Annotated in this window: 23 protein-coding genes; 13 read left to right on the top strand and 10 right to left on the bottom strand. The window is 56.5% G+C overall.

Annotated elements, in window-relative coordinates; translation table 11 throughout:
* Window positions 1-39: 39 nt before the first annotated feature.
* Window positions 40-936 (top strand): RNA polymerase sigma factor RpoH, encoded by an 897-nt coding sequence (rpoH, locus tag ACR0BD_RS10970; protein WP_480697650.1) that lies wholly within the window; start codon window positions 40-42, stop codon window positions 934-936.
* A 46-nt stretch (window positions 937-982) separates the two neighbouring features.
* Here the strand turns inward: rpoH and ACR0BD_RS10975 are convergent, their stop codons facing one another.
* The gene (locus tag ACR0BD_RS10975; RefSeq protein WP_480697649.1) at window positions 983-2,164 is read right to left on the bottom strand and encodes a dipeptidase; all 1,182 of its coding nucleotides are present in this window, start codon (window positions 2,162-2,164) and stop codon (window positions 983-985) included.
* 130 nt (window positions 2,165-2,294) lie between these two features.
* On the opposite strand from ACR0BD_RS10975, the gene ACR0BD_RS10980 reads away from it, so the two are divergent.
* Genes ACR0BD_RS10980 through ACR0BD_RS10990 form a run of 3 tightly spaced genes read left to right on the top strand, consistent with a single transcriptional unit; the run spans window position 2,295 to window position 4,493 of the window.
* Window positions 2,295-3,269 (top strand): Gfo/Idh/MocA family protein, encoded by a 975-nt coding sequence (locus tag ACR0BD_RS10980; RefSeq protein WP_480830382.1) that lies wholly within the window; start codon window positions 2,295-2,297, stop codon window positions 3,267-3,269.
* Between the two features lie 57 nt (window positions 3,270-3,326).
* Entirely contained in the window at window positions 3,327-3,596 is a 270-nt protein-coding gene (locus tag ACR0BD_RS10985) for a DksA/TraR family C4-type zinc finger protein (RefSeq protein ID WP_480830384.1), read from the top strand.
* Between the two features lie 9 nt (window positions 3,597-3,605).
* The gene (locus ACR0BD_RS10990; RefSeq protein WP_480830386.1) at window positions 3,606-4,493 is read left to right on the top strand and encodes a DMT family transporter; all 888 of its coding nucleotides are present in this window, start codon (window positions 3,606-3,608) and stop codon (window positions 4,491-4,493) included.
* Here ACR0BD_RS10990 and ACR0BD_RS10995 read toward each other — a convergent pair whose 3' ends face one another.
* From ACR0BD_RS10995 to ACR0BD_RS11005, 3 genes are all read right to left on the bottom strand, one after another.
* Window positions 4,494-6,314, bottom strand: a complete 1,821-nt coding sequence (locus tag ACR0BD_RS10995; protein ID WP_480830388.1) for a M3 family oligoendopeptidase — start codon at window positions 6,312-6,314, stop codon at window positions 4,494-4,496. It lies immediately after the preceding gene.
* A 66-nt stretch (window positions 6,315-6,380) separates the two neighbouring features.
* Window positions 6,381-7,358, bottom strand: a complete 978-nt coding sequence (locus ACR0BD_RS11000; RefSeq protein ID WP_480830390.1) for an alpha/beta fold hydrolase — start codon at window positions 7,356-7,358, stop codon at window positions 6,381-6,383.
* Window positions 7,358-7,648, bottom strand: a complete 291-nt coding sequence (locus ACR0BD_RS11005; RefSeq protein WP_480830392.1) for an SCP2 sterol-binding domain-containing protein — start codon at window positions 7,646-7,648, stop codon at window positions 7,358-7,360. Before ACR0BD_RS11005 ends, ACR0BD_RS11000 begins: the two co-directional genes overlap by 1 nt.
* A 31-nt stretch (window positions 7,649-7,679) precedes the next feature.
* Between ACR0BD_RS11005 and ACR0BD_RS11010 the strand changes: the two genes are divergently transcribed.
* The 6 genes from ACR0BD_RS11010 (at window position 7,680) to ACR0BD_RS11035 (ending at window position 13,570) form a co-directional block, all read left to right on the top strand.
* A complete protein-coding gene (locus tag ACR0BD_RS11010) occupies window positions 7,680-8,288 on the top strand; it encodes a tetratricopeptide repeat protein (protein ID WP_480830394.1) in 609 nt (202 codons plus the stop codon).
* A 22-nt stretch (window positions 8,289-8,310) separates the two neighbouring features.
* Window positions 8,311-11,112, top strand: a complete 2,802-nt coding sequence (locus ACR0BD_RS11015; RefSeq protein WP_480830396.1) for a helicase-related protein — start codon at window positions 8,311-8,313, stop codon at window positions 11,110-11,112.
* Window positions 11,113-11,118: 6 nt separating this feature from the next.
* Window positions 11,119-11,484: an RNA-binding S4 domain-containing protein gene (locus ACR0BD_RS11020; RefSeq protein WP_480830398.1), complete on the top strand. Its 366-nt coding sequence runs from the start codon at window positions 11,119-11,121 to the stop codon at window positions 11,482-11,484.
* A 66-nt stretch (window positions 11,485-11,550) separates the two neighbouring features.
* Window positions 11,551-11,889, top strand: coding sequence for a ferredoxin FdxA (gene fdxA, locus ACR0BD_RS11025; protein WP_171121124.1), 339 nt, complete (start codon window positions 11,551-11,553; stop codon window positions 11,887-11,889).
* Window positions 11,890-12,173: 284 nt separating this feature from the next.
* Entirely contained in the window at window positions 12,174-12,683 is a 510-nt protein-coding gene (locus tag ACR0BD_RS11030; RefSeq protein WP_480697627.1) for a CarD family transcriptional regulator, read from the top strand.
* A 116-nt stretch (window positions 12,684-12,799) separates the two neighbouring features.
* Window positions 12,800-13,570 (top strand): ion channel, encoded by a 771-nt coding sequence (locus ACR0BD_RS11035; RefSeq protein WP_480830400.1) that lies wholly within the window; start codon window positions 12,800-12,802, stop codon window positions 13,568-13,570.
* Here ACR0BD_RS11035 and cobS read toward each other — a convergent pair.
* Window positions 13,567-14,331, bottom strand: coding sequence for an adenosylcobinamide-GDP ribazoletransferase (cobS, locus tag ACR0BD_RS11040; RefSeq protein WP_480830402.1), 765 nt, complete (start codon window positions 14,329-14,331; stop codon window positions 13,567-13,569). The genes ACR0BD_RS11035 and cobS overlap by 4 nt on opposite strands.
* Window positions 14,332-14,410: 79 nt before the next feature.
* On the opposite strand from cobS, the gene cobT reads away from it, so the two are divergent.
* Window positions 14,411-15,424, top strand: a complete 1,014-nt coding sequence (gene cobT, locus ACR0BD_RS11045; RefSeq protein ID WP_480830404.1) for a nicotinate-nucleotide--dimethylbenzimidazole phosphoribosyltransferase — start codon at window positions 14,411-14,413, stop codon at window positions 15,422-15,424.
* Between the two features lie 25 nt (window positions 15,425-15,449).
* Here cobT and ACR0BD_RS11050 read toward each other — a convergent pair whose 3' ends face one another.
* The gene (locus tag ACR0BD_RS11050; RefSeq protein ID WP_480830406.1) at window positions 15,450-17,330 is read right to left on the bottom strand and encodes a monovalent cation:proton antiporter-2 (CPA2) family protein; all 1,881 of its coding nucleotides are present in this window, start codon (window positions 17,328-17,330) and stop codon (window positions 15,450-15,452) included.
* An 18-nt stretch (window positions 17,331-17,348) separates the two neighbouring features.
* Window positions 17,349-17,804 (bottom strand): Lrp/AsnC family transcriptional regulator, encoded by a 456-nt coding sequence (locus ACR0BD_RS11055; RefSeq protein WP_480697617.1) that lies wholly within the window; start codon window positions 17,802-17,804, stop codon window positions 17,349-17,351.
* Window positions 17,805-17,950: 146 nt separating this feature from the next.
* On the opposite strand from ACR0BD_RS11055, the gene hppD reads away from it, so the two are divergent.
* Window positions 17,951-19,048: a 4-hydroxyphenylpyruvate dioxygenase gene (gene hppD / locus ACR0BD_RS11060; RefSeq protein ID WP_480830407.1), complete on the top strand. Its 1,098-nt coding sequence runs from the start codon at window positions 17,951-17,953 to the stop codon at window positions 19,046-19,048.
* Between the two features lie 61 nt (window positions 19,049-19,109).
* Here the strand turns inward: hppD and ACR0BD_RS11065 are convergent, their stop codons facing one another.
* A complete protein-coding gene (locus ACR0BD_RS11065) occupies window positions 19,110-21,059 on the bottom strand; it encodes a hypothetical protein (RefSeq protein WP_480830409.1) in 1,950 nt (649 codons plus the stop codon).
* 164 nt (window positions 21,060-21,223) lie between these two features.
* Here ACR0BD_RS11065 and ACR0BD_RS11070 point away from each other — a divergent pair, with 164 nt between their 5' ends.
* A complete protein-coding gene (locus tag ACR0BD_RS11070) occupies window positions 21,224-21,919 on the top strand; it encodes an SIMPL domain-containing protein (RefSeq protein ID WP_480830411.1) in 696 nt (231 codons plus the stop codon).
* Between the two features lie 2 nt (window positions 21,920-21,921).
* Here the strand turns inward: ACR0BD_RS11070 and ACR0BD_RS11075 are convergent, their stop codons facing one another.
* Window positions 21,922-22,632, bottom strand: a complete 711-nt coding sequence (locus tag ACR0BD_RS11075) for a GNAT family N-acetyltransferase (RefSeq protein ID WP_480830413.1) — start codon at window positions 22,630-22,632, stop codon at window positions 21,922-21,924.
* 4 nt (window positions 22,633-22,636) lie between these two features.
* Complete coding sequence (locus ACR0BD_RS11080) at window positions 22,637-23,929, bottom strand: O-acetylhomoserine aminocarboxypropyltransferase/cysteine synthase family protein (protein WP_480697608.1); 1,293 nt, start codon at window positions 23,927-23,929, stop codon at window positions 22,637-22,639.
* Window positions 23,930-23,961: the final 32 nt, after the last annotated feature.

Genomic DNA, 23,961 nt, shown 5'->3' on the forward strand with positions numbered 1-23,961 from the left:
ATGTTAACAACTTAAACATTTGTCGGAGGGACATGAATTATGGCAAATTACGCAAATCTCCCCGCGCCGACGCCGGAAGGCGGCTTGAACCGCTATATGCAGGAAATTCGCAAGTTTCCTCTGCTCGAGCCGGAAGAAGAATACATGCTGGCCAAGCGCTGGGTCGAAGAGCAGGACACCGAGTCCGCTCATAAAATGGTCACGTCGCATCTGCGTCTGGCGGCCAAGATTGCCATGGGCTATCGCGGCTACGGTCTGCCGCAGGCCGAGGTTATTTCCGAGGCCAATGTGGGCCTGATGCAGGCGGTGAAGCGGTTTGACCCTGAAAAGGGCTTCCGTCTGGCAACCTACGCGATGTGGTGGATCCGCGCCTCGATCCAGGAGTATATCCTGCGGTCCTGGTCGCTGGTGAAACTTGGCACGACATCGGCGCAGAAAAAGCTGTTCTTCAACCTGCGCAAAGCCAAAGCACGTATCGGTGCATTGGAAGAGGGCGACCTGCGCCCCGAGAATGTCGCTCAGATCGCCAATGACCTTGGCGTGACAGAAGAAGAAGTCATTAGCATGAACCGCCGTATGTCCGGTGGCGATGCGTCGCTGAACGCGACGGTCGGATCCGAAGGCGAGGGCACCATGCAATGGCAGGATTGGCTTGAGGACGAAGATGCGGATCAGGCGGGCGACTATGAGGCGCGCGATGAACTTGACGCGCGGCGTGAGCTTTTGGCCGCCGCTCTTGAAGTTCTGAATGACCGCGAGAAGGATATTTTGACTCAGCGTCGCCTGATGGATCAGCCGGTCACGCTCGAGGAACTGAGCACGCAGTACAACGTCAGCCGCGAACGTATTCGTCAGATCGAAGTCCGTGCTTTTGAAAAGCTGCAAAAGAAGATGCGGGACCTTGCGCGTGAAAAAGGAATGTTGGGCGCGATGTAACGAACGCCCAACTCAACGAACAGCCCGCCGATTTCGGCGGGCTTTTTTATTGGGCCAGTTGCTGTCTGAAGACACGCACCATGTTCTCGCCCATCACTTTGCGAACTTGGGCTTCGCTCAGGCCTTCGGCCAGCAAGGCTGACGTCAGCGCAGCCAACTCAGAAGTATCAAAAGCGGTTTCCACAGATCCGTCATAGTCAGACCCCAGTGACACGTGGTCTTCGCCCAGTGTTTCGACGGCGGCCTTGATCATCTTTGCAATACCGGCGGGTGTAATGTCGCCACAGGTCACGTCGGCCCAATATCCCATACCGATCACGCCCCCGGTTGCTGCGATGTCCTTCATTAGGTCATCAGGATAGTTGCGCTTGACGGCACAAAACCCGTGCAATCCACCGTGACTTACGATCAAAGGAGCGTCGGTCAGGGCCAGTACATCCCGGGCAACCTGTGGGCTGGAATGGGCCAGATCGATTACAACTGGCATGGTGGCCAGTTCAGCGACCACCGCGCGCCCGAATTCGGTCAAACCGCTGTCTTCGTGACCGTGCAAAGAAGCCCCCAAGGCGTTGTCAAAAAAGTGCTGTAGTCCAAAAACCCTGTGCCCGGCGTCGAATATGTCTTGGAGGTTCGCCATATCGCCCTCTAACGCATGCGCACCCTCGATCCCCAGAATTCCACCGACCACAGCCTCACCATTTGCCTTTGCCGCCAAAACGGCATCCAGATCGGCGCGGGACTTGACGATTTTGAGCTGACCGTCCGAGGTTGCCTCGAACCGATGCAGTTTCTCCGCTTGATAAATGGCGCGCTCTTTGAGGCTGTTCCAGGTACGCAACGGCCACCGCTGGCCGATCGCAAGAAGGGTGATATTGTCGAAAGCCTCAGCAGAATTGGCTTCGTAGTTTTGACCCGCGGGGGATTTCGTGACCGCCGTGAATACTTGCAGTGCAACATTGCCTTCGATCAAGCGGGGGATGTCCACCTGACCGCGCGTTCCGCGTTTCGTCAGATCGCGGCTCCACAGCAAAGGGTCTGCGTGAAGGTCTCCGACGATCAACTTTTTGTGTAGCGCGGCTGCTTCTTCCGCGACCGCATAGGGGTCGTGCTCGATCACGTTGTTCCGTGTGGACTCGATGTAAGGTGGCAAAAACACGAAGAAAACGATCAAACCGGCGATGATTGCCACAACCACAAACCCGGCGACCCATTTCAAGAATCTGCGCATCTGCTCTTCCTTCCGACATCCCAGCGCAGACTACGCGGGATTGGGGCTTAGAAAAGCCTGACTTTGCGTCGGGTGGTTGATAAACAGGCTTCTGTCTGCCGCACCAGCGGCAAGAAAAGGAGGGGACATTATGCAAAAACCAGTTCAATGGGGCGTTTTGGGCGCGGCCAATTTCGCACGTCAATTTATGGCACCAGCAATTCACGGGGCAGACGGGGCGCGCCTTGCAGGGCTGGCAACGTCCAGCGCCGAAAAAGCGGAACCTTTCCTGTCATTTTGTCCTGATCTGACTGTGTACGACAGCTATGACGCTCTGCTGGCAGACCCGCAGATCGACGCGGTTTATATCCCGCTGCCGAACCACATGCATGTGGAGTGGAGCCTGAAAGCCTTGGATGCAGGCAAGCACGTGTTGTGTGAAAAGCCGATGACGATGCAGGGTTCCGAGTTCGATGCACTGATCAAAAAGCGCGACGAGACCGGATTGCTGGCTGCAGAAGCCTACATGATTGTCCACCATCCTCAGTGGCAGTTTGCACGCAAGCTCATTGCAGATGGTGCAATTGGCAAGCTGGTACACGTGACCGGAGCGTTCAGCTTTGATAACCGCGAAGACACCGCAAACATCCGCAACCGGGCCGAAACCGGCGGTGGCGGACTGCGCGATATCGGCGTTTATGTCATCGGCAGCGCCCGCTATGCGACGGGGCAAGAACCGGTCAGCGTTCAATCGGCTATCCGCTGGGAAGATGGGATCGACGCGTTCACTGAAATTCGCGCTCAGTTCCCGGACTTTACCTATTCCAGCTACGTTTCGATCCGCCTGCACCCCTATCAAGAGATGCTTTTCCACGGTGAAGGTGGCGTTATCCGTCTGACCGCACCGTTCAACGCCCGCGTTTTTGGAGAAGCCAGGGTTGAACTGCACCGGCCGGGGCTTGAGGTGCAGGTCACGCGGTTCCCGGGTGATGATCACTACAAACTGCAGGTTGAGGCGTTTAGTAGATCTGTCCGCGAAGGGGTCGAGTACGCTTGCCCGCTGGAGTTCTCGCGCGGCACGCAGGAAATGATCGACCGCGTGTTCGAAGGGGCTGTGTCGCTCTGACTTGCCACGCTGTGCCCGGCTGAACTAATCTGGCTGTCACCTGAACAGGAGGCATCCATGGCTGGTGGCTGGGCGCGCGACGGCGCTGTGAGTGAACAGATCGAAGCGTCCATTTCGGACGAGCTTGCTCGGATGAGGGCAAACAAACGACCTGTAGGCGACAGCCTGACCCACTGTGCTGAATGCGAAGAGCCTATCCCGGAAAAACGACGCCTCGCTTTGCCGGGTGTGAAGCTGTGCCTGGAGTGTCAGCAGGAACGGGACGGAGCCTTTAAGTCGCGTGCTGGGATCAACCGGCGCGGCTCCAAAGATAGTCAGTTGAAGTAGGCGTTGAGGATGAAGCGCACCAAGACTTCAAATGCTTTAATGCAAAACGGTTTGGTGCTGGGGTTTCTCGCCGCTTTCTTGTGGGGCACGCACAGCGTTATCGCTCGATACCTGACGAACGATCTGGGCGGGTTGCAGATCGCCGTCTCACGGTTGTTTATAGCCGCGTTGGCGATCTATGGATTGCTAAAGCTGATGCGGGTGCCTGCGCGAATTCAACTGGGCGACTGGAATTTCCGCCTGGCCGTTCTTTCGACCGTCATCAACTACATTTTTTTCCACATAGGGTTGGAATACACGGGCGCCGCCAATGCGATAGTGTTGGAGAATACGGCCCCATTCTTCGTATTGGTTTTCTTGTACTTTTTCGCTGACGCTCCGGTAACGCGTGTGGATGTACTGGCCACAGGCCTGGCAATTCTGGGCGTTTTCCTGACCGTCTTTCGCGATTTTCAGGGCGGAGGAGACCCGCTGTTCGGTGACCTACTGGAAATCGGTGCAGGTCTCAGCTGGGCGGTGTTTCTGATTTGCAGCAGCCGGGCGATGCGCAGCTCTCAGTCGACGGGTGAGAGGTTGAATTTCCTGTTTGGTATCTTCGTGTGCTCAGGCGTTCTGCTGCTGCCGATGGCCATGTTTTCCCTGCAAGTTCCCACAGTGAATGACGTGGTATTTTTGATCCTGCTGGGAATGTTGCCGACCGCGTTAGCCTATTACCTGTGGTACGAGGCGGCAGCGCGCGTTTCCACGTTGACCGCAACGCTGATGTTTGCAGCCTCGGTGGTGTTTACCTTCATAAACTCTGCTTTGTTTTTGGGGGCTGCAATCACGCCGATCGCAGCCCTCGGGGCTGTGCTGATCGTGGCCGCAATATTTCTCACGACCAAAAACCAGAAGTGATTAGCCTTCCATCGCTTCAAGCTCGTCAATAAAGCCCGAAATCATCGACAAACCTTTGTCCCAGAACTGCGGATCGCTGGCGTCCAGTCCGAACGGGGCCAGAAGTTCTTTGTGGTGCATAGAGCCACCGGCGCGCAACATGTCAAAGTACTTGTCTTCGAACCCTTCAGCGCCGCTTTCGTAGACAGAATAGAGCGCGTTTACGAGGCCATCCCCAAAGGCATAGGCATAAACGTAGAATGGCGAGTGCACAAAATGAGGGATATAGGCCCAGAATGTCTCGTACCCTTCCATGAACTCAAATGCGGGGCCGAGGCTTTCCGCCTGCACACTCATCCACAGCGCATTGATATCGTCTGGTGTCAGTTCACCTTCGCGTCGTGCGGCATGCAGCTTGCACTCAAAGTCATAAAACGCGATCTGGCGAACCACCGTGTTGATCATGTCTTCGACCTTACCGGCCAGCAAGACCTTGCGCTGTTCCGGCGTTTCAGCCTTATCCAGCATTTTGCGGAAGGTCAGCATCTCGCCAAAGACCGATGCAGTTTCGGCCAGCGTGAGCGGGGTGGAGGACAACATCTCACCCTGACCCGCGGCCAATACCTGGTGGACACCATGGCCCAACTCATGCGCCAAGGTCATCACATCGCGCGGTTTGCCCAGATAGTTCAGCATCACATAGGGGTGGACGTCTGTCACGGTCGGGTGCGCGAAGGCACCGGGCGCTTTGCCGGGTTTGACGGCCGCATCAATCCAGCCTTTCGAGAAGAAGGGCGCTGCGATCTCACCCATGCGGGGATCGAAAGCGTTATAAGCCTCCATCACCATTGTCTCGGCTTCGTCCCAGCCAACGATGCGCGTGTCTTCCATCGGCAGCGGGGCGTTACGGTCCCAGACCTGCATGACATCAAGGCCCAGCCATTTCCGCTTTAGCTCATAGTAGCGGTGACTCAGTTTGGGATAGGCGGCTACCACAGCTTCGCGCAGGGCTTCGACTACTTCGGGCTCAACATCGTTCGAAAGATGGCGACCGGTTTGGGCCGTGGGCATATTGCGCCAGCGGTCGACGATTTCCTTTTCCTTCGCCTGAGTGTTGTGTACGCGCGCGAATGTTTTGATGTTGCTTTGGAAAACGCGTGCCAATTCTTGGGCCGCAGCTTCGCGCTTGGAACGGTCTTGTTCTGTCAGCAGGTTGAGCGTGCCTTCGATGTTTAGCTCTTCGCCATCGATGTCAAAGGTCAGCCCGGCAATGGTCTCGTCGAACAGGCGTTCCCACGCATCACCCACGACGCCTAGATCGTGCATGAATTTTTCAAGCTCGTCCGATAATTGGTACGGCTTCATTGCGCGGATTCGGCGGAATACAGGCTCATACCGGGCCAAGTCGGCGTTTGCATCGAAGTGACCCTGTAAAACCTCATCATCAATGCGGTTGATTTCCAGGGTGAAGAACACCAGCGGGGTCGTAAAGATGGTGATCTTTTCCTGCATATCCGACAGGAATTTTGCACGGTCAGCATCCGTGGTCAGCTGGTAATAGCGCAGTCCGGCAAAGGACATGATCCGACCGGCAATAGCGTTGATCTTTTCGTTGCGCAGAACGCATTGCAAAAGGTCATCAGCACTCAGGCCAGCCAGCTTGCCTTCATAGTCCGATGCGAAGGCCGCGCATTCAGCCTCCAGCCATTCCAGATCACGCGACAGTTCGGGCGCGTCTTCCGAACTGTAAAGATCGGTCAGGTCCCATTCCGGAAGGTTGCCAAGGTTGTCGGCTCCACCGATTGCATTTGCGTCACGGACGGGGAAGGGAAGGTCGCGCATGGATCACCTCGAAAATCTGCATTGGCAAACATCTAGGGCCGCAGGACAAGGATCACAAGCAGGGTCTTATCCCGGGATAGCGGGTTCGCTTGATTGCTCGGGCTGGACAGTCAGGAAATGCGCAGTCAATTGGTCGAAAATCGGGCCGCGAACGTTGGGGGGTTCCATCAAAACCTCGTGTTCGCCATCAGGTATTTCAACCAGAGTGCCACTTGGCCAGTTCGCCATGCGCGCGCGAATGGCTTTGCGGTCCACGATTTGTTCGTGGGTCCCAAGGTATGTCAGGCAGGGTATGGTCGGTGCGGTTTGCTCCATCAACCAGGCGCATTCGTCCAACGCCTCGCGCAGCCAGATCGTCGACGGTGCACCCAAGGCCAGCTCCGGGCAGGCGGTCAGCTGGTCCTGCATCATTTTGTACATTTCCGGGTCACGCGTCAGCACATTGCCTTCGAAAGGTTGGGACAGCACATAGCTTTCAAGGCTGGTCGTCGGAGGTGTTTTCTCACCCAGTCCGAACCGAGGACCCCAATACGCAGTTAACCGGCTGAGGGGTTTCATCAACGGAGTGAAGAAAATACCCCACATCGGGCCGGTAAAGGCGCAAGTTGCGAAACAATCGTTTTCAAGCGTCGCTCGCAATCCGATTGCACCGCCCATCGAGTGGCCAATGACGTGCCAAGGTTTCGGCAATCCAAGCTCGGCCGCCAGATCCAGCACGACTTGCACGTCTTTCTGGTAGTCGGATATCTTTTCAACATGACCGACGCGAGGGTCGTCCAGCAGGCGGTCAGCCAGACCTTGACCGCGCCAGTCGATCGCCATGAACGCAAAGCCGCGGCCAACGAATTCATTTGCCGCGTCTCCGTATTTCTCGATGTATTCGGTGCGTCCGGGAAACATCAGAACAGTGCCCCGGCTTTCACCTTGCGGCAACCAATGTCCCGCACGAATACGAATACCGTCAGCGGTGTGCAGCCAATGGGCCTGTCCACCGGCGGGTACGCCGGCCAAGTCTTCAAAAAAGGGGGCCGGCGTCAGTTCCATCAGGCCAGCGCCGATGCCAGTTGCATGGCAACACCCATGTCGCCGTCCACCGTCAGTTTGCCAGACATGAACGCACCTGTGGGGTTCAGTTCGCCGCTGAGGATTTGCTCGAACGTATCTGCGTCCGCGCTCATGGTGACGTCTGCTTCCTCATCGCTGACCCGCGCACCTGCGCCGTCCAGCACAATCGCGCCCAGACCTTCAATGGCAAACTTGGCGGATGCACCAAAGCCGCTGTCGGCCAGTTTTTCGTTCAGAGCCGCTGCCGCTTTTTCCAGAGTGTCGCTCATGTTCTTCCTCACTTTGATTTGAGCGTCGGGAATGGACATCCCGATACGCTACGCTACACTGACCGTTGTTATGAGCATTGCAAGCACCAATCTCAAAGGTATCGTTGCGGCACTTGTCGCCGTAGTGATGTTTTCCATGCCTTCTTCCGCGCAACAGGCGGATTCGAGGGACGAAGCTGAGCTATTGCAGCAACTGGCCCAATCAACTCCGGAACAAGCAATTGGCATCGACCGTCAGCTCAAGTCGCTGTGGTCGCTTTCGGGTTCTGCTTCGGCTGACCTGCTGCTAGAGCGCGGCCGCGACGCATTGGATGATGGGGATACGAAAGCCGCGATAGAACATCTTACGGCACTGACAGACCACGCGCCGGACTTCGCTGAAGGTTGGCACATGCGTGCGTCGGCCTTCTTTGGAGTCGAGCGTTTTGGATTGGCGGCTGCCGATCTGGAATACGCTTTGACGCTGAACCCGAACCATTACGAAGCCATATACGGGCTAGGTCTGATTTTTGAGATCATTGGTCAGCCGGACAAAGCCTTTGCGGCGTATGAGCGTGCGTTGGCTATACATCCCCATCACGAAGAATTAACCAATGCGGTGAATCGACTTAAGCCATCGGTCGAGGGATCAGCCCTCTGAGAAGCCAAGGCAGGGGGCAAAGGTGAGCGGGTCATCCCGAATCGTGGCCGTACTTGGCCCAACCAATACAGGTAAAACCCATTACGCGATCGAGCGGATGCTGGGCTACCGGACCGGTGTCATCGGTCTGCCGCTGCGCCTTTTGGCGCGCGAGGTCTATGACAAGATTGTCGCTATTCGTGGTCCATCCGTGGTCGCGCTGGTTACCGGAGAAGAGCGCATCGTGCCACCCCGAACTCAGTATTGGGTTTGCACGGTTGAAGCTATGCCCGAAGGCATGGGGGCCGACTTTGTCGCCATCGACGAAATTCAGCTTTGTACCGACCCTGAACGAGGCCATGTCTTTACGGACCGCCTGTTAAGGTCCCGTGGCACGAACGAAACGCTGTTTCTGGGCTCGGACACCATGCGCGGCCCGATTGCAGCCCTTGTGCCCGAGGCACAGTTCGTGCGGCGCGAGCGGATGTCGCAACTGGTCTATGCCGGGTCCAAGAAAATCAGCCGAATGCCACCGCGCAGTGCCATAGTCGGGTTCTCGGTCGACAGTGTTTACGCCATCGCGGAACTGCTGCGCCGTCAAAAGGGTGGGGCGGCTGTGGTGATGGGGGCGCTCAGCCCGCGCACTCGGAACGCGCAAGTAGACCTCTATCAGAATGGCGAGGTGGACTATCTGGTCGCTACGGATGCCATCGGTATGGGGCTGAACCTGGATGTGAATCATGTGGCGTTCTCATCCCTGACCAAATTTGATGGTCGACGGATGCGGCCTTTGGCGCCAAATGAACTGGCTCAGATCGCAGGTCGCGCCGGTCGCGGAATGTCTGATGGCACGTTTGGCGTCACCGGTGAGGCCCCACCGCTGGATGATGGCGTCGCACAGGCAATCATGGACAGCCGCTTTACGCCGATGAAAAAGCTAAACTGGCGAAATGCTGCCTTGCGGTTTGGTTCGATCGAGACGCTGATCGACTCGCTTGAGGTTGGTCCTGAAAACGAACACCTGATCAAGGCGCGTCCGGCCGACGACCTGAACGTGCTGAAGTCTCTGTCTCAGGTAACCGAGGTGATGGCGCGCGCGAGCGATCCCCAATCCGTCCGTTTATTGTGGGATGTGTGTCGAATCCCTGACTTCCGGGGCATCAGCCATTCAGAACACGCCAGTCTACTGGAGGTCATTTTCGGCCACCTACACGAGCGGAACTCGGTCCCGGATGACTTCATGGCGCGGCAAATCCGCCGGATTGACCGCACCGACGGGGATATAGATGCACTCTCCAAAAGGTTGGCTTATATTCGCACCTGGACATATGTTGCGCAACGAAACGGTTGGGTGCGTGACGAATCCCATTGGCGCGAGGAAACGCGCACTGTAGAAGACAGATTGTCAGACGCTCTTCACGATCGTTTGACACAGCGATTTGTGGACCGGCGCACATCCGTATTGCTGCGCCGGCTCAAACAGAAGGAGGCCCTTTTGGCCGAAGTAAATGATAAGGGTGAAGTGACCGTCGAGGGTGAATTCGTCGGTCGTCTTGAAGGGTTCCGGTTCATTCCGGACAAGGCTGCGCATGGGACCGAGGCGAAAGCTTTGAAATCGGCGTCCTTGCAAGCCCTCGCGCCGCAATTTCATCTGCGTGCCGACCGTTTCTACAATGCGCCCGATACTGAAATAGATTTCACTGAACAAGGCGGCCTGATGTGGGGCGAATATGCAGTCGGCAAACTGGTCGCCGGTGCTGAGCCTCTGAAGCCCATGGTTGAGGTTTTTGTGGACGAGGCCGCAGGCCCCGATGTCGAACAGAAAGTGCAGCGCCGGTTGCAGCATTTCATCGACCGCAAGATCGCCGCGCTGTTCGAGCCGCTGCTGAACCTGTCTCGCGATGAAGAACTCGCCGGGCTGGCCAAAGGATTTGCCTTCCGCATGGTTGAGGCGCTGGGCGTGCTGCCGCGTGCACAGGTCGCGCAAGAGGTCAAAGATCTGGATCAGGATGCTAGGGGTGCTCTACGTAAGCACGGTATCCGGTTCGGCCAGTTCACGATCTTTATGCCGCTGCTGCTGAAACCTGCACCAACGCGTTTGCGCCTGGTTCTTTGGGCGTTGTCGAGTGGCCTTCAGGAATTCCCTGAGGCACCCCCTCCGGGCCTCGTTACTGTCCCGGTGGCCAAAGATGCGCCACAAGGTTACGACACCATGTGCGGGTACCGTGATGCGGGCGATCGCTCGATCCGTATCGACATGCTGGAACGGCTTGCCGATATGTTGCGGGCTGAGGACAGTCGGGGTGGTTTCGAAGCCAAGGCTGATATGCTGTCGATCACCGGTATGACTTTGGATCAGTTCGCCGATCTGATGCAGGGTCTGGGTTACAAGGCCGAGCGCGGCGAGCGAGAAAAAATCAAATTGACGCCCGCAGAAACGCCTTCGGCAGACGCGGTTGAACAAGCTGCCGCCGAAGAAACCCCAGCACCGGAAGCACCGGTGGAAGAGGTCGCAGCGCCCGCCGAGGCGTCAGCTGAGGCTACCGAAAGCACCGAGGCGGCAGCCGAGGCTCCGGCCAGTGAAGAGCCCGAGGTCGAGGTTTTCTATACCTTCACTTGGGGCCGTCAGCGACAGCAGAACCGTGGCCCTCGCCGTGAACACGGGCAGGGCAAGGGCAAACCGCGTGGCAAACCTCAGCAGGGGCGCGGAAAACCGCACGGCAATAAGGGCGGCAAACCGCAAGGCGCCAAGTCCTTCTCGTCCCGTCCGCCCAAGAAAGAGAAAGCCATTGATCCCGACAACCCATTTGCGGCTGCGCTTATGGGGTTGAAGGACGGCAATTAAGTTCGGATGGCGGACGCCAAGCTGCGGATCGACAAGTGGTTGTGGCAGGCGCGGTTCTTCAAGACCCGCAGCCTGTCCGCCAAGCAGGTCACTGCAGGCCATGTGCGTGTTAATGGCAACAGGGTCCTGAAAGCTTCTCAAGCGGTGGGGCCGGGGGATGTATTAACGTTCCCTCAAGGGCGGATCGTGCGGGTTGTTCGCGTTGAAAAACTGGGCGAACGACGCGGACCAGCGACCGAGGCGCAAACACTTTATTCGGATTTGACCGAAAAGCAGGACATGCCTCCGCCAAATCCGGGGTTTGGGGGAAAAGGTCGTCCGACAAAGAAAGATCGGCGCGCGCTTGATCTTTCTCGCATTCAAGATAGCTGATCATATCTTGAAGCCGACGCCATACTGATTTAGCTAGACGCCCAAAGCGCAAACGGGAAACTCACCATGACCTATGTTGTCACCGAAAACTGCATTGGCTGCAAATACACCGACTGTGTTGAAGTGTGTCCTGTGGACTGTTTCTACGAAGGTGAGAATACGCTGGTCATCCATCCAGATGAATGCATCGACTGTGGTGTATGCGAACCGGAATGCCCCGCAGACGCCATCCGCCCCGATACTGAACCTGGAATGGATCAGTGGGTCGAGTTCAACCGGAAGTACTCGGAAATGTGGCCCGTGATCGTCACCAAGAAAGATCCGCTGCCCGAGGCCGAGGAACGTGATGGTGAAGAGGGCAAGATGGAGAAATATTTCTCTGAAGCACCGGGTGAGGGCGGTTAAGCGATTCGCCTAACCAAAACTTTCCGCTGAACGGAGAAAAGCGCCGTAAGCGGTTGTTTCGAAATGGATTAAACCCGGGTTTGACGGGTTCTGCTTTCGTATGTCGCATTTTTGTGATATACTCAGTAGCTGAATGATGACTGAGTTGGGGATGTACTCCGTAAGTATGAACGCTTTGGAGTTGTGATTTTTTGACAAGACAGCCGCCTGACCGAGCCGATTTTGGCGCGGGCCGGTGTGTTTTGTTGTCTTTGCCCACCTCGTTTAACTAAGGATGAACCTGTATGTCTAAGTCGAAAAAGCTTGAGTTCCGCCCAAACGATTACGTTGTTTATCCTGCGCATGGCGTAGGACAGATCATCTCGATCGAAGAGCAGGACGTCGCGGGATTTTCGCTTGAGCTGTTCGTGATCTCTTTTGAGAAAGACAAAATGACCCTGCGGGTCCCAACCAACAAGATTACAGAATCGGGCCTTCGGTCGCTCAGCTCGCCCGACGTTATCAGTCAGGCGATGAAGACGCTGAAGGGCAAGGCCAAGGTGAAGCGCGCTATGTGGTCCCGCCGTGCGCAGGAATATGAGCAAAAGATCAACTCCGGCGACCTGATTTCGATCGCTGAGGTCGTACGTGACTTGCACCGCACCGATGATCAGCGCGAGCAGAGCTATTCCGAGCGTCAGCTTTATGAAGCAGCGCTTGAGCGGTTGACACGCGAAGTTGCCGCCGTTTCCGGTGCGGGTGAAGTCTCGGCCGCTAAGCAAGTAGATGAGGTTCTGACCTCTCGCGCCGCCTGATATTCAGGCATTTATGCAATTCGGGCCGTTCCTGAAAAGGGGCGGCCTTTTTTGTCGCCGGTCGCTTGGTAAGTCCGGCGTTTGAAGGTATTTTTGCTGCCAGCCAAGGCGGGTACATGGATAAGTTAAAACAAAATCTCAAGTATCTTTACGTCGCGCATGACCCTGTCTGCGTCTGGTTCAGGTACGGTTTGATCCTGTTCGATGCGGTTACAATCATATTCTTCATTTCAACCGCGCATATCCCGCATGGCCCCGGCATTACGATTGCCAGCCTGGTTGTAGGCCTTCTGATCCTGATGGATTTTTCGGCCCGCTTGTGGATTGCTAAGGATCGCTGGAAGCTGTTTTTCAAAATCTACACGTTGGCGGATTTGGTGGTCATTATATCCTTGATGCTTGATCCGCTCTTGTCGGGAAACCTGGCGTTTCTACGTATCCTTCGTGCGCTGCGGTTGATCCATTCCTATCATTTGCTGCGAGATTTACGGCGCGACAGCGAGTTTTTCCGAACGCATGAGGACGCGGTGATCGCTGCGATCAACCTGTTGGTCTTCGTCTTTGTGACCTCGACCGCAGTACTGGTGTTTTTTATCCCCGAACACAGCCAAACAGCCTATATCGACGCGCTCTATTTCACGATGGCAACGCTTACGACAACGGGTTTTGGCGACATCACTCTTGCCACGCCGGGCGGCAAGTTGTTTTCGGTTTTCATTATGGTCGTGGGCGTGGCGCTTTTTGTGCGTTTGGCGCAAGCCATTTTCATGCCTCAGAAGGTACGCCACAAATGCCCAAGCTGTGGGCTGTTTCGCCATGATCCGGATGCCGTGCACTGCAAACACTGCGGCGCGACCATTCGGATCGAAACGGGAGGGGCGTCTTAACCCTGTGCTGCGATGACCATGAGGATGGCGATCTCAGACAAGACTTGCGAGGCCCCCAAGACATCGCCAGTTTGTCCGCCAATCTTTGTTTTCGCGACTATGGCGATCGCGAAAGCGAGTATTGATCCAAACAGAATGACCCAAAATGTGCTTATGCCAAGCAGAAGGAAGGTCAAAAGCAAAGCAATCCCTAAACTCACAAGCGCTGCCGCAGTGGTTGGGGCTCCGACTGAGTGGCTCAGCCCTGACTGGCGTGCGTTTGGAAGTGCTGTCATCAAAACCGGCATCACCGCGCGTGACAGAACGCAGGCCGCCAGAATGCCGCCCAGATCACCGGCTGTCAGCAGGGTCCAAACTAGGGCGACGCGCAGCAGTTGCGACAGCACCAGGGCCAGAACACCATATGTCCCGATATGGCTATCTTTCATGATTTCCAAACGCCGAGCTGGCGTGAAACCACCCCAAAAGCCATCTACCGTATCGGCCAGACCATCCTCGTGCATGGCACCGGTTGTGATGATAAGCACCGCGACCGCAACGACAGCACCGACGATCGGAGGCAATCCGGCAAACAGTACAAGCCAGGCCGCGGCACAGCCCAGCAGGCCCACTACAAGCCCAACCAATGGAAAAGCCCATGCCGCGCGGGCCTGACGTGAAAAGACAGGCTCAGGCAAACGCGGTATGGGAAGTCGGGTTAACAGGACCAGCGCCAGCGGGATATCCCAACGGGAAATGAACCTCGTGTCGTTTTTTAGCACTTCCGCGCCTTTCGGGGTCTTGTTGGTTTAGTTGCTTCGGTTAAACACACAGGACCACTCTGATGCAACGAGGCTTTGGATGCTGCCTGAACTTAACGATCTGAATTCCTTCCGAGATGCCCTGATACAGGCTGACGGCCCTGATGATAGCGCCTTGCAAGGTGCCACTGGTCGCAACGGTCAGTTGACCAAGCCGCCTGGGGCGTTGGGGCGTCTGGAAGATCTGGCAATTTGGTATGCCAGTTGGCGCGGAGATGCGCGGCCTCAAATCAAAGCGCCTCAGGTGATTGTCTTTGCCGGGAACCACGGCGTCACTGCGCAAGGCGTTTCGGCATTTCCGCCGGAAGTAACAGTCCAGATGGTGATGAATTTCGAACATGGCGGGGCGGCAATCAACCAGCTGGCCAAGGCTGCTGGCGCAAAGATGGATGTTCACGCGCTGGAATTGGATCGACCCACGGCGGATTTCACCGCTGGCCCTGCGATGACCGAGGTCGAGCTGCTGGACGCGCTCCGTACAGGTTGGAACGCCGTGGATACAAACGCTGACCTCTTGGTGGTTGGCGAGATGGGGATCGGTAATACGACACCTGCCGCGGCTATCGCTTGCGCCCTGTTTGGGGGCGAGGCTGCCGACTGGACCGGGCGCGGAACCGGGGTGGATGATGCCGGTCTGGCCAACAAGACCCGCGTCGTGGCGGAAGGTGTTGCGCTTCATGCCGGATCAGGTGACGGAGTGGAAATTCTGCGCCGTCTTGGCGGTCGCGAGATTGCCGCCATGGCCGGAGCAATTGCAGCTGCGCGCGTTTTGCGGATACCGGTCCTGTTGGATGGTTTCATTTGTTCGGCCGCTGCAGCTTGCCTTGCAGATGTGACACCCACCGCACTCGATCACACCGTCGCAGGCCATCAAAGTGCCGAAGGGGCTCATGGGGCCGTGTTGGATAAGCTTGGTAAAACGCCGTTGCTGAACCTGGGCCTGCGTCTGGGCGAGGGGTCGGGCGGAACGTTGGCGATCAACATCCTAAAAAGCGCTGTCGCCTGCCATTCAGGCATGGCGACCTACGCAGAGGCGGGCGTTTCGGACGGTTAAACCGTTTGGCCTGACCGATCAGAGGTCAGGCCGACTTTTGTGCATGTTTCTCGGCCAGTTCCAACAGCTCGGTTTCCAGATCCTTCTCAAGTTGGCGTGCGCGTTCGATGTATTTTTTATTCTCGGCCGTTGGCATGCCCGGAATCCAAAGTTCAGCCAGCTCTCGCACCGCTGTCCGGTCGTGGTGATAAAAGGTCTGTTCGGCCTGCGCGGCCTCATACTCACTAAGACCGATATTCTCCAGAACATAACGTCCGGCACGTAATGAGCCGTCGAACATCTCGCGTACGATGTCATTCGCCCCGGCCTGATATAGCTCGTAAACATGGGTCCGGTCATGTGCACGGGCGATAATGTGAAGGTCTGGACGTTGACGGCGTGCGAAACCGACCAGCCGGGTGACGGTTTTCGCATCATCCATCGCAGCGACTAAAACCGATGCTTTTTCCAGCCCTGCAGCCCGCAGCAGTTCCGGGCGGGTCGGGTCGCCAAGGAACCCTTTCACCCCGAAACGACGCATAAGCTGGATTGTCTCAATGTTGTGGTCGAGGACAACGGTTTTGAAGCCGCTCGCCTGAACCAGACGGTTGACGATTTGTCCAAACCGTCCGATGCCAGCGATGATGACCGGGCCCTTTTCGTCGATCTCATCGGGTTCTGGTGTGGGTGAGTTATCGTGGATACGCCGCGATACAAGGTCATAAATGATGAACAAAAGCGGCGTGATCAGCATGGTCAGCGCGATGATCATCAACAGTTTTTGAGACAAGTCCGGCGGAATTACATTCTGTTGGGTCGAGAAGGCCAATAACACGAAACCAAACTCGCCCGCTTGGGCCAGCCCCAACGTAAACAACCAATGGTCGCGCCCCCGCAGCTTGAACGCGCGCCCAACCAAAAACAGGATGAGACCTTTAGCAAGGATCACCAGTAGTGCCAGACCAATCAGGTCTAATGGGTCGTTGAAGAAATACGCAACATCTATTCCCGCACCGACTGTGATAAAGAACAAGCCGAGGAACAGGCCCTTGAAAGGCTCTAGGTCGCTTTCCATCTCATGTCGAAATTCTGAGCTTGCCAACACCACGCCGGCCAGAAACGCGCCGAGGGCAGGGGAAAGGCCAACAAGCGTCATCAGAAACGAAATCCCGACCACAATCATCAGTGCCAGCGCGGTATACATTTCGCGCAGGCGGGTCGCGTGGATAAAACGGAAGAGGGGACGGGTCAGGTAAACGCCCGCCAGAATGACAAACGCGATAGCCCCTATGGTGACCAGCGTTACCGCCCAACCGGGAAGACCCTCGACCAGTGATAGGCTGTGATGGGCTGCATCATGCAAGTCCTTGCCGCCGCGTGCGATAGAGCCGTCGTTGTTGATTTGCGGGATCGCGGGCAATGCCAACAAGGGCAACAAAGCCAGTATTGGAATAACGGCGATGTCTTGTGTCAGCAGGACAGAAAAGGTGGCGCGTCCGCCGTTGGTTTGCATCAACCCTTTCTCGGACAGGGTTTGCAAGACGATCGCGGTGGATGACAGTGACAGCGTCAGCCCCACCGCCAACGCAACAGACCAGGGATGACTTGCGTACATGGCCACACATGCAATGACAGCGGTGGACAGCAGCACCTGCAGCCCACCAAGGCCCAACAATCGGTCTCGCATGTCCCACAATGCGCGCGGCTCAAGCTCTAACCCGATCAGGAACAGCATCATGACCACGCCGAATTCCGCCACGTGCTGCAGGCTTTCCGTTTCCGCGCCGACCAATCCGAACATGGGCCCGATGACAATGCCCGCGGCCAGATACCCTAACACGGACCCGAGCCCCAGGCGCGCTGAAAGCGGAACTGCGATCACGGCGGCCGCCAGATAGATCGAAGCCTGGTAAAGGAAATCGTCCATAGTGTCCTCTTGCTCGAGTCAGGTGGGTAGCGGGGCGTCGCGCTTGAGTTGGTCCATTACGATTTGGCTTTGCACGCGTGCAACGGCAGGATGCGGCAGTATCACCTGATGAAGCAAGCGATTGAGTGCGGATAGATCGTCGCAATAGACATGTAGCAGATAGTCTGCTTCTCCAGTCATCGTCCACGCGCTTGTGATTTCGGGGCGGGTGTCGACCATACGGGCAAAACTTTCGGATTGCTCTGGGCCATGGGTGCCTAAATGCACTTGAATGAAACCTTGTACCTGAAGACCAAGGCGCAAAGGATCGAGCCGCGCCGTGTATCCGGTTATGTAGCCTTCCGTCTCAAGCCGTTGGCGACGACGCCCGGCCTGACTGGCAGACAGGTTCAGCATCTCGCCAAGCTCATGGGCGGTCAGGTGCGCGTTCTTTTGGAGGGCTGACAACAGCCGCGTGTCAGTGGAATCCAGCATATGCGGCGTTTCTCCATAAATATTCATAAATATGCGGAATTATCGCGTATGAAGTTAGTTTACATGAAAAATACGCGCAGAAACAGCGCTTGATAAGACATATTTTGGAATCAGCAAAGAAATTCCTGTTATGGAGGAGACACGCCATGGGTCCTTTCCCTCACAATGCCCCGAAATCTGCGATTACGCCTGAAAACCCGGCCGGAACGGATGGTTTCGAATTTGTCGAGTTTGCACATCCAGAACCGCAGGAACTTCGCGAACTTTTTGCAAAGATGGGGTTCGAATTAGTCGGCCATCATACGGATATGCCTTTGGTCGAGTTATGGCAGCAAGGCGACGTGACATACATTCTCAATGCCGACCCCGATAGTTTTGCGGCCAAGTTCGTGCAAGAGCATGGCCCCTGTGCGCCTGCCATGGGGTGGCGTGTTGTGGATGCGCAGAAAGCCTTTGAGCATGCGGTGTCGAAAGGGGCCGAGCCTTATGAGGCCGTGGACAAAACCATGGACGTGCCTGCCATCAAAGGCATTGGTGGCTCGCTGATTTATTTCATCGACCAGTACTACGATACTTCGCCCTATAATCAGGAATTTACGTGGACCAAGCAATCCAAGCCACGTGGGGACGGATTCTACTATCTCGATCACCTGACGCATAACGTCTACAAGGGCAATATGGACAAGTGGTTCAAGTTCTACGGTGATCTGTTCAACTTCCGCGAAATCCGTTTCTTTGACATTCAGGGTAAGTTCACTGGCCTCTACAGCCGTGCTCTGACCTCGCCATGCGGTCGTATTCGCATTCCGATCAACGAAGATCGCGGTGAAACAGGGCAGATCGTCTCGTACCTGAAGAAATACAAAGGCGAAGGTATTCAGCACATCGCTGTCGGCAGCGAAGATATTTACGCATCCACTGACGCGATTGCCCAAAAAGGGCTAAAGTTCATGCCAGGCCCGAATGAGGCCTACTACGCGATGTCCAAAGAACGCGTCGCCGACCATGAAGAGCCGCTGGATCGCATGATGAAACACGGCATCCTGATTGACGGCGAGGGTGTACTCGACGGCGGTGAAACACGTATCCTGCTGCAGATATTCTCGAAAACTGTCATCGGGCCGATCTTTTTCGAGTTCATTCAGCGAAAAGGCGACGATGGGTTCGGCGAAGGCAACTTTCAGGCGCTGTTTGAGTCGATTGAACGCGAGCAAATTGAAAGTGGTGAAATTTCAGCCGCTTGACGCTGGAATTTTATAAACGACTGAGGCGGTGCAGAAATCATGCGCCGCCTTTTCACGTCCGCTAACTGCGGGGCATACGCAGGGTAACGTTCTGGCCGCGCTTTTGGTACCGAAGTTCACTGTCGCTGATCGCGATGACGTTGCCGCCATCTATTCGATCTCCGACCTTCAGTTTCTTGTAGCGGCCGCTGGGCAAACGCACCAGTGCGCGACGGTTCGCCGGTGTGCCATAGACGCCGATCAGGTTCAGCTTGCGCAGGTTTATCGCGTTGTCGATCGTGGCCTGCCGCGCGACCGAGGCTGACGACGGGATCTTCGGTGAAACCGCTTTTGGCTGGAACGAGCCGGGCTCATCTGCGGGCGGCTGCACTGCTGCCGTCGATCCAAGACTCGAGGTACTGGCCTGCGCCGGTCTGGACAAGCCAGCGGGTCGTGGTTTTGGCCGAGGGGCCACCACCACAGCAAGAGCAGTCGGTGTCTCGTCGATCTGGGGTGTTTGCTGCAGGGATTCAGGACGTTGTTTTGGGCGCACCCCGGCGAGTTCGATGCGTGTGCGCCCACCAAGTTGTGCGCGCTCGAATTGTTCTATCAAGTTGGCTGGGCGCGGGTTGGGGCGCAGCTCGGCCAATCTGGAACTAGGCTCTTCTTCGATTGGCTCCTGCTCAAACCGAACGGGGACTTCCGGTGGAACTTTTGCAGGGCGACCCAGGTAAACCAACACGCCGTCCGGATTTAACGTGCCCTCAACCGATGCTGTTACAAGCCCGCGTTCGTCCAAATCAAAGCGTTGGCCTGCAGGGCTGGGTTCAGTGACTTGGTCAAACGGTTCATCTGCCCCGTATGTGCTGACCAATGGCAGCGCTACCGCATCCCGGGAAAGATCGGACTTATCGATTGAGGCAAGAAACTTAACATCAGATTGCTGTAAGTCAGGATCTGGCAAGGCTTCGGGCGTAACAATCCGTGCGCCTGCATGTACCTGTTCCGGCTCTGGTTCGGGTTCAGGATCGCGCGCCACCTCTTCAACTACTGTCGGAGCGATTTTCAATGCCTCGAGGATCGCTGCGTCCGTCGCCGAAAGTTCGGTTTCTTGGCCGTCACTGGTGTCTGGAAGCGCCTCTATCGGTGCAACCTCGGCCGTTTCTGTTTCTTCAGTTGGCTCGGGCTCCGGGGCTGCGGCTGGTTCGGGCTCCTCAGTGGTTTCAGGAACTTCTACCGGTTCAGGTAGTGCGGCGATGACCTCTGGTGGCTCTGGCACAGGCTGAGTTTCAGCCGGTTCGGTCTGCGCTATTTCCGCCTGAGGCTGTTCCGAGGGGCTGATCAATGCCCAAGCCACAATCGCGGTCACGAGTACAGCGGCTGCGGCACCCGCTGGGATAGCATAAGCGGGCAAAACCTTGCGTTCAGCGCCCTGACTTTGACTGCCATGTTCGGCGAGCGCTGCGGGCCGAAACTCTGTCGGCGTTTCACCATCGGCAATCGCGTGAACTGGCGGCTCCTGAACCGGAACTGGTGTAGTGTCTTCGTCAGACTCGGCGGTTTCTTCGACCAAAAACTCAGGTGTTCTTGGATATTCTTGCTCGTCGGTTGGTACAGTAACCTGGATGGGTCGGAAACCGTGTTCGCTTGCGAAAGTATGGGCCTCGTCCAGTGTCTGACGGGCCATAGCTGCAACATAAGTTACCCCGTCTTGTGTTTCAGTGTCATAGACAAGCTCATCCAGCGAATATGGCGTCGCTTCTGTCAGCGCATACTGAACTCGCTGTTGTTGGTCTGAGATGTCGGCGCTTTCAGCTTCGACTTTGAGAAACCGGACCTGATCTACGGGCAGCACCAGTTTGCACGTCAACTCGTTTTCCAGGGCGAACGCCTTGTCACGCAGCGCGTTTACTTCGGCGTTCAGGTCCTCAACATCCAGTGGGACCTCGCCAATGCAAAACCATTCTCCGTCGGAAAAGTGGTGCAAGGAAATTCCGGCAGTAGAAAAAGACAGCGCAAAGGCGGGTATCATAATCCGGATGAACCATAATTATCAGCGTCACAACAGACGAAACATCGCCCGCAGACTGACAATAAAGCAGGATCTTGCCGAGGAAAAGAAAAAGGCAAGCATTCCTCTTGTTCAGCAGACACCCGCCACCCCATGTAATTTGAAACGACTTTGGAGGGAAAACCTTGAAGAAATTCGCTTTTTTGGCCGCAGCAATCGCTGTGGCGGCCGCTGGAATGGCCCATGCGGAAGAACGTCACATCACCGTTAGCGCGGCTGGTGTGGTCCATGCTGAACCCGATATGGCGACGATTACTCTTGGTGTTACGAATGAGGACACTCAGGCGTCAAACGCCATGAGCGCAACTTCGGACGCGGTGTCCAAGATTCTCACCCGTTTGGATGGGATGGGGATTGATGCCCGCGATGTGCAGACGCGCGATGTATCGCTGTCTCCGGTTTGGTCAGGGCGCGGAAACTCAACGGCTGAAAAACCTGAGATCACGGGGTTCGTTGCGTCGAACCGTGTCATTGTGCGTGTACGTGATTTGGACCAGCTCGGCTCGGTTATGGATGCGGTCATTCAAGACGGTGCAAATGACTTTGGTGGTCTCAGCTTTGGCATTCAGGACCCCAAACCGCTGGAAGCGGAAGCGCGTGCCAAGGCCGTCGGGGAGGCAACAGCAAAGGCGGAACAACTGGCGCAGGCGGCAAATGTCACCTTGGGCCCAGTCGGTAAGATCAGCGAGCAGGTGGGCAGCGTGCGCCCGGCCGCTCAGATGCGAGAGTTCGCTTCCGCTGACGCCGGCGGAGTACCTGTCGCTGGCGGAGAGGTCTCTGTCTCGGTCACTGTTTCCATGGAATTTGGGATCTCGGACTGAATTTAGCCCTTAGAGCGGGCCTGCAGTGCAGTTCGTTGCTGGCCCGCCGCGTCAAAATTGTCAGCAGATAGCCAGGCCTCAAAAGCCGCACGAATACGCGGCCATTCGCTATCCAGAATTGAATACCAGGCGGTGTCGCGGTTGCGGCCTTTATAGTGGGTGGCCTGTCTAAAAATGCCCTCGAAGGTAAAGCCCAAACGCTCGGCCGCCTTGCGCGATGGGGCGTTTAGCGCGTCGCATTTCCATTCGTAGCGTCGGTATCCAAGTTCGTCGAAAACGCGACGCATCATCAGGTACATGGCCTCAGTCGCCATTGGGGTTCGTTGAAGCAGGGGAGAGAAGTGAATGTACCCAACTTCAATAACCCCACTTTGCGGTTGAATACGCAGGTATGTGGCATGCCCGACGGGATCACCGTTGCCATCCAGAACTGTGAAAAACAACGGATCGCTGCTGCTTTGACACTTCACCAGCCAGTCTTCCAAGGCGTCCGGCGACGCGATGGGGTCTTCGGGCAGGTACGTCCAGTTCGCTCCAGACGGATCCTGTGAAAACGCCCGGAACAATCCGGGCGCATGAGTTTTCGCGTCTAATGGAACGACCGAACAGTATCGCCCCACCATCGGGCTGCGCGGCGGGGCTGGACGCGGGAATTCACCCGAGACCGGCAGGCCAATGGGTTGGCCAAGCGCGTTCGTTCCATGTTCGGCCATATCCTCAGGCGCTGGCTTTGCTGAGTGCCTGATCCAGATCGGCGATCAGGTCGTCGGCGTCTTCAATTCCGATAGAAACCCGAACAACACCCGGACCGGCACCTGCGGCCTCTTGTTGTTCCGGTGTAAGCTGCCGGTGTGTTGTCGAGGCCGAATGGATAATCAATGATCGCGCATCGCCAAGGTTCGCCACATGGCTGAAAATCTCGAGCGCATTCACCAGCTTCACACAGGCGTCATAGCCGCCCTTGACCGCAAAGGTGAACAGCGCGCCTGCACCCTTCTTGTACTGGGATTTGACCCGGTCATGGTATGGTGAGGAGGGCAGGCCCGCGTACGTCACATAGTCCACACGATCATCCGCCTCGAGCCATGCCGCGATTTTCTGGGCGTTTTCCACGTGACGCTCCATCCGCAAGGACAGGGTTTCGATCCCCATCAAGGTGTAGTGCGCAGCCTGAGGGTTCATTGTCATGCCCAAATCACGCAGGCCGATGGCGATACCGTGGAAGGTGAAGGCCAGTGGGCCGAATGTCTCGTGGAATTTGAGGCCGTGATAGGCGGGCTCTGGCTGGCTGAGTGATGGGAATTTGTCATTCGCGGACCAGTCGAACTTGCCCGAGTCCACAATGCAGCCGCCGGTTACAGTCCCGTTGCCGGTCAGATACTTTGTGGTCGAATGCACAACCAATGTCGCACCATGTTCAATCGGTCGGCACAGATAGGGCGTGGCCGAGGTGTTGTCGACGATCAGCGGAACGCCCGCTTCATCGGCGACATCCGCTAGGGATCGGATGTCGGTGACATAGCCGCCGGGGTTGGCGATGGATTCGCAGAAGACGGCCCGCGTGTTTTCATCGATTGCAGCTTTCACCGCATCCAAGTCGTCCGTGTCGACGAACTTAGCGGACCAACCAAAACGTTTGATCGTTTGACTGAACTGCGTGACAGTACCCCCGTAAAGGCGGGTCGAGGCAACGACGTTGCAGCCCGGACCCATCAGCGGGAACAATGCCATGATCTGCGCCGCGTGTCCCGACGAGCAGCAGACCGCGCCCACGCCGCCCTCAAGGGTTGCCACGCGTTCCTGCAGGACAGCTACGGTTGGGTTGGTCAGGCGCGAGTAGATAAAGCCCACTTCTTGCAGGTTAAACAGCGCTGCGGCATGTTCAGCATCCCGGAAAACGTAAGCGGTGGTTTGGTAAATCGGTGTCTGACGAGCGCCAGTCGCTGGATCAGGGCGCGCGCCCGCATGAATTTGAAGCGTGTCAAAACCGTAGGTGGGGCCGTCAGACATCGTTGAAATCTCCCTTTGGAATGTTTGTTGCA

The organism is Ruegeria sp. G5 (assembly GCF_056533365.1).

Coding starts and splice junctions, on each gene's coding strand:
- rpoH (WP_480697650.1), top strand. CDS start 40: ATGGCAAATTACGCAAATCTCCCCGCGCCGACGCCGGAAGGCGGCTTG.
- ACR0BD_RS10975 (WP_480697649.1), bottom strand. CDS start 2,164: ATGCGCAGATTCTTGAAATGGGTCGCCGGGTTTGTGGTTGTGGCAATC.
- ACR0BD_RS10980 (WP_480830382.1), top strand. CDS start 2,295: ATGCAAAAACCAGTTCAATGGGGCGTTTTGGGCGCGGCCAATTTCGCA.
- ACR0BD_RS10985 (WP_480830384.1), top strand. CDS start 3,327: ATGGCTGGTGGCTGGGCGCGCGACGGCGCTGTGAGTGAACAGATCGAA.
- ACR0BD_RS10990 (WP_480830386.1), top strand. CDS start 3,606: ATGAAGCGCACCAAGACTTCAAATGCTTTAATGCAAAACGGTTTGGTG.
- ACR0BD_RS10995 (WP_480830388.1), bottom strand. CDS start 6,314: ATGCGCGACCTTCCCTTCCCCGTCCGTGACGCAAATGCAATCGGTGGA.
- ACR0BD_RS11000 (WP_480830390.1), bottom strand. CDS start 7,358: ATGGAACTGACGCCGGCCCCCTTTTTTGAAGACTTGGCCGGCGTACCC.
- ACR0BD_RS11005 (WP_480830392.1), bottom strand. CDS start 7,648: ATGAGCGACACTCTGGAAAAAGCGGCAGCGGCTCTGAACGAAAAACTG.
- ACR0BD_RS11010 (WP_480830394.1), top strand. CDS start 7,680: ATGGACATCCCGATACGCTACGCTACACTGACCGTTGTTATGAGCATT.
- ACR0BD_RS11020 (WP_480830398.1), top strand. CDS start 11,119: ATGGCGGACGCCAAGCTGCGGATCGACAAGTGGTTGTGGCAGGCGCGG.
- fdxA (WP_171121124.1), top strand. CDS start 11,551: ATGACCTATGTTGTCACCGAAAACTGCATTGGCTGCAAATACACCGAC.
- ACR0BD_RS11030 (WP_480697627.1), top strand. CDS start 12,174: ATGTCTAAGTCGAAAAAGCTTGAGTTCCGCCCAAACGATTACGTTGTT.
- ACR0BD_RS11035 (WP_480830400.1), top strand. CDS start 12,800: ATGGATAAGTTAAAACAAAATCTCAAGTATCTTTACGTCGCGCATGAC.
- cobT (WP_480830404.1), top strand. CDS start 14,411: ATGCTGCCTGAACTTAACGATCTGAATTCCTTCCGAGATGCCCTGATA.
- ACR0BD_RS11050 (WP_480830406.1), bottom strand. CDS start 17,330: ATGGACGATTTCCTTTACCAGGCTTCGATCTATCTGGCGGCCGCCGTG.
- ACR0BD_RS11055 (WP_480697617.1), bottom strand. CDS start 17,804: ATGCTGGATTCCACTGACACGCGGCTGTTGTCAGCCCTCCAAAAGAAC.
- hppD (WP_480830407.1), top strand. CDS start 17,951: ATGGGTCCTTTCCCTCACAATGCCCCGAAATCTGCGATTACGCCTGAA.
- ACR0BD_RS11065 (WP_480830409.1), bottom strand. CDS start 21,059: ATGATACCCGCCTTTGCGCTGTCTTTTTCTACTGCCGGAATTTCCTTG.
- ACR0BD_RS11075 (WP_480830413.1), bottom strand. CDS start 22,632: ATGGCCGAACATGGAACGAACGCGCTTGGCCAACCCATTGGCCTGCCG.
- ACR0BD_RS11080 (WP_480697608.1), bottom strand. CDS start 23,929: ATGTCTGACGGCCCCACCTACGGTTTTGACACGCTTCAAATTCATGCG.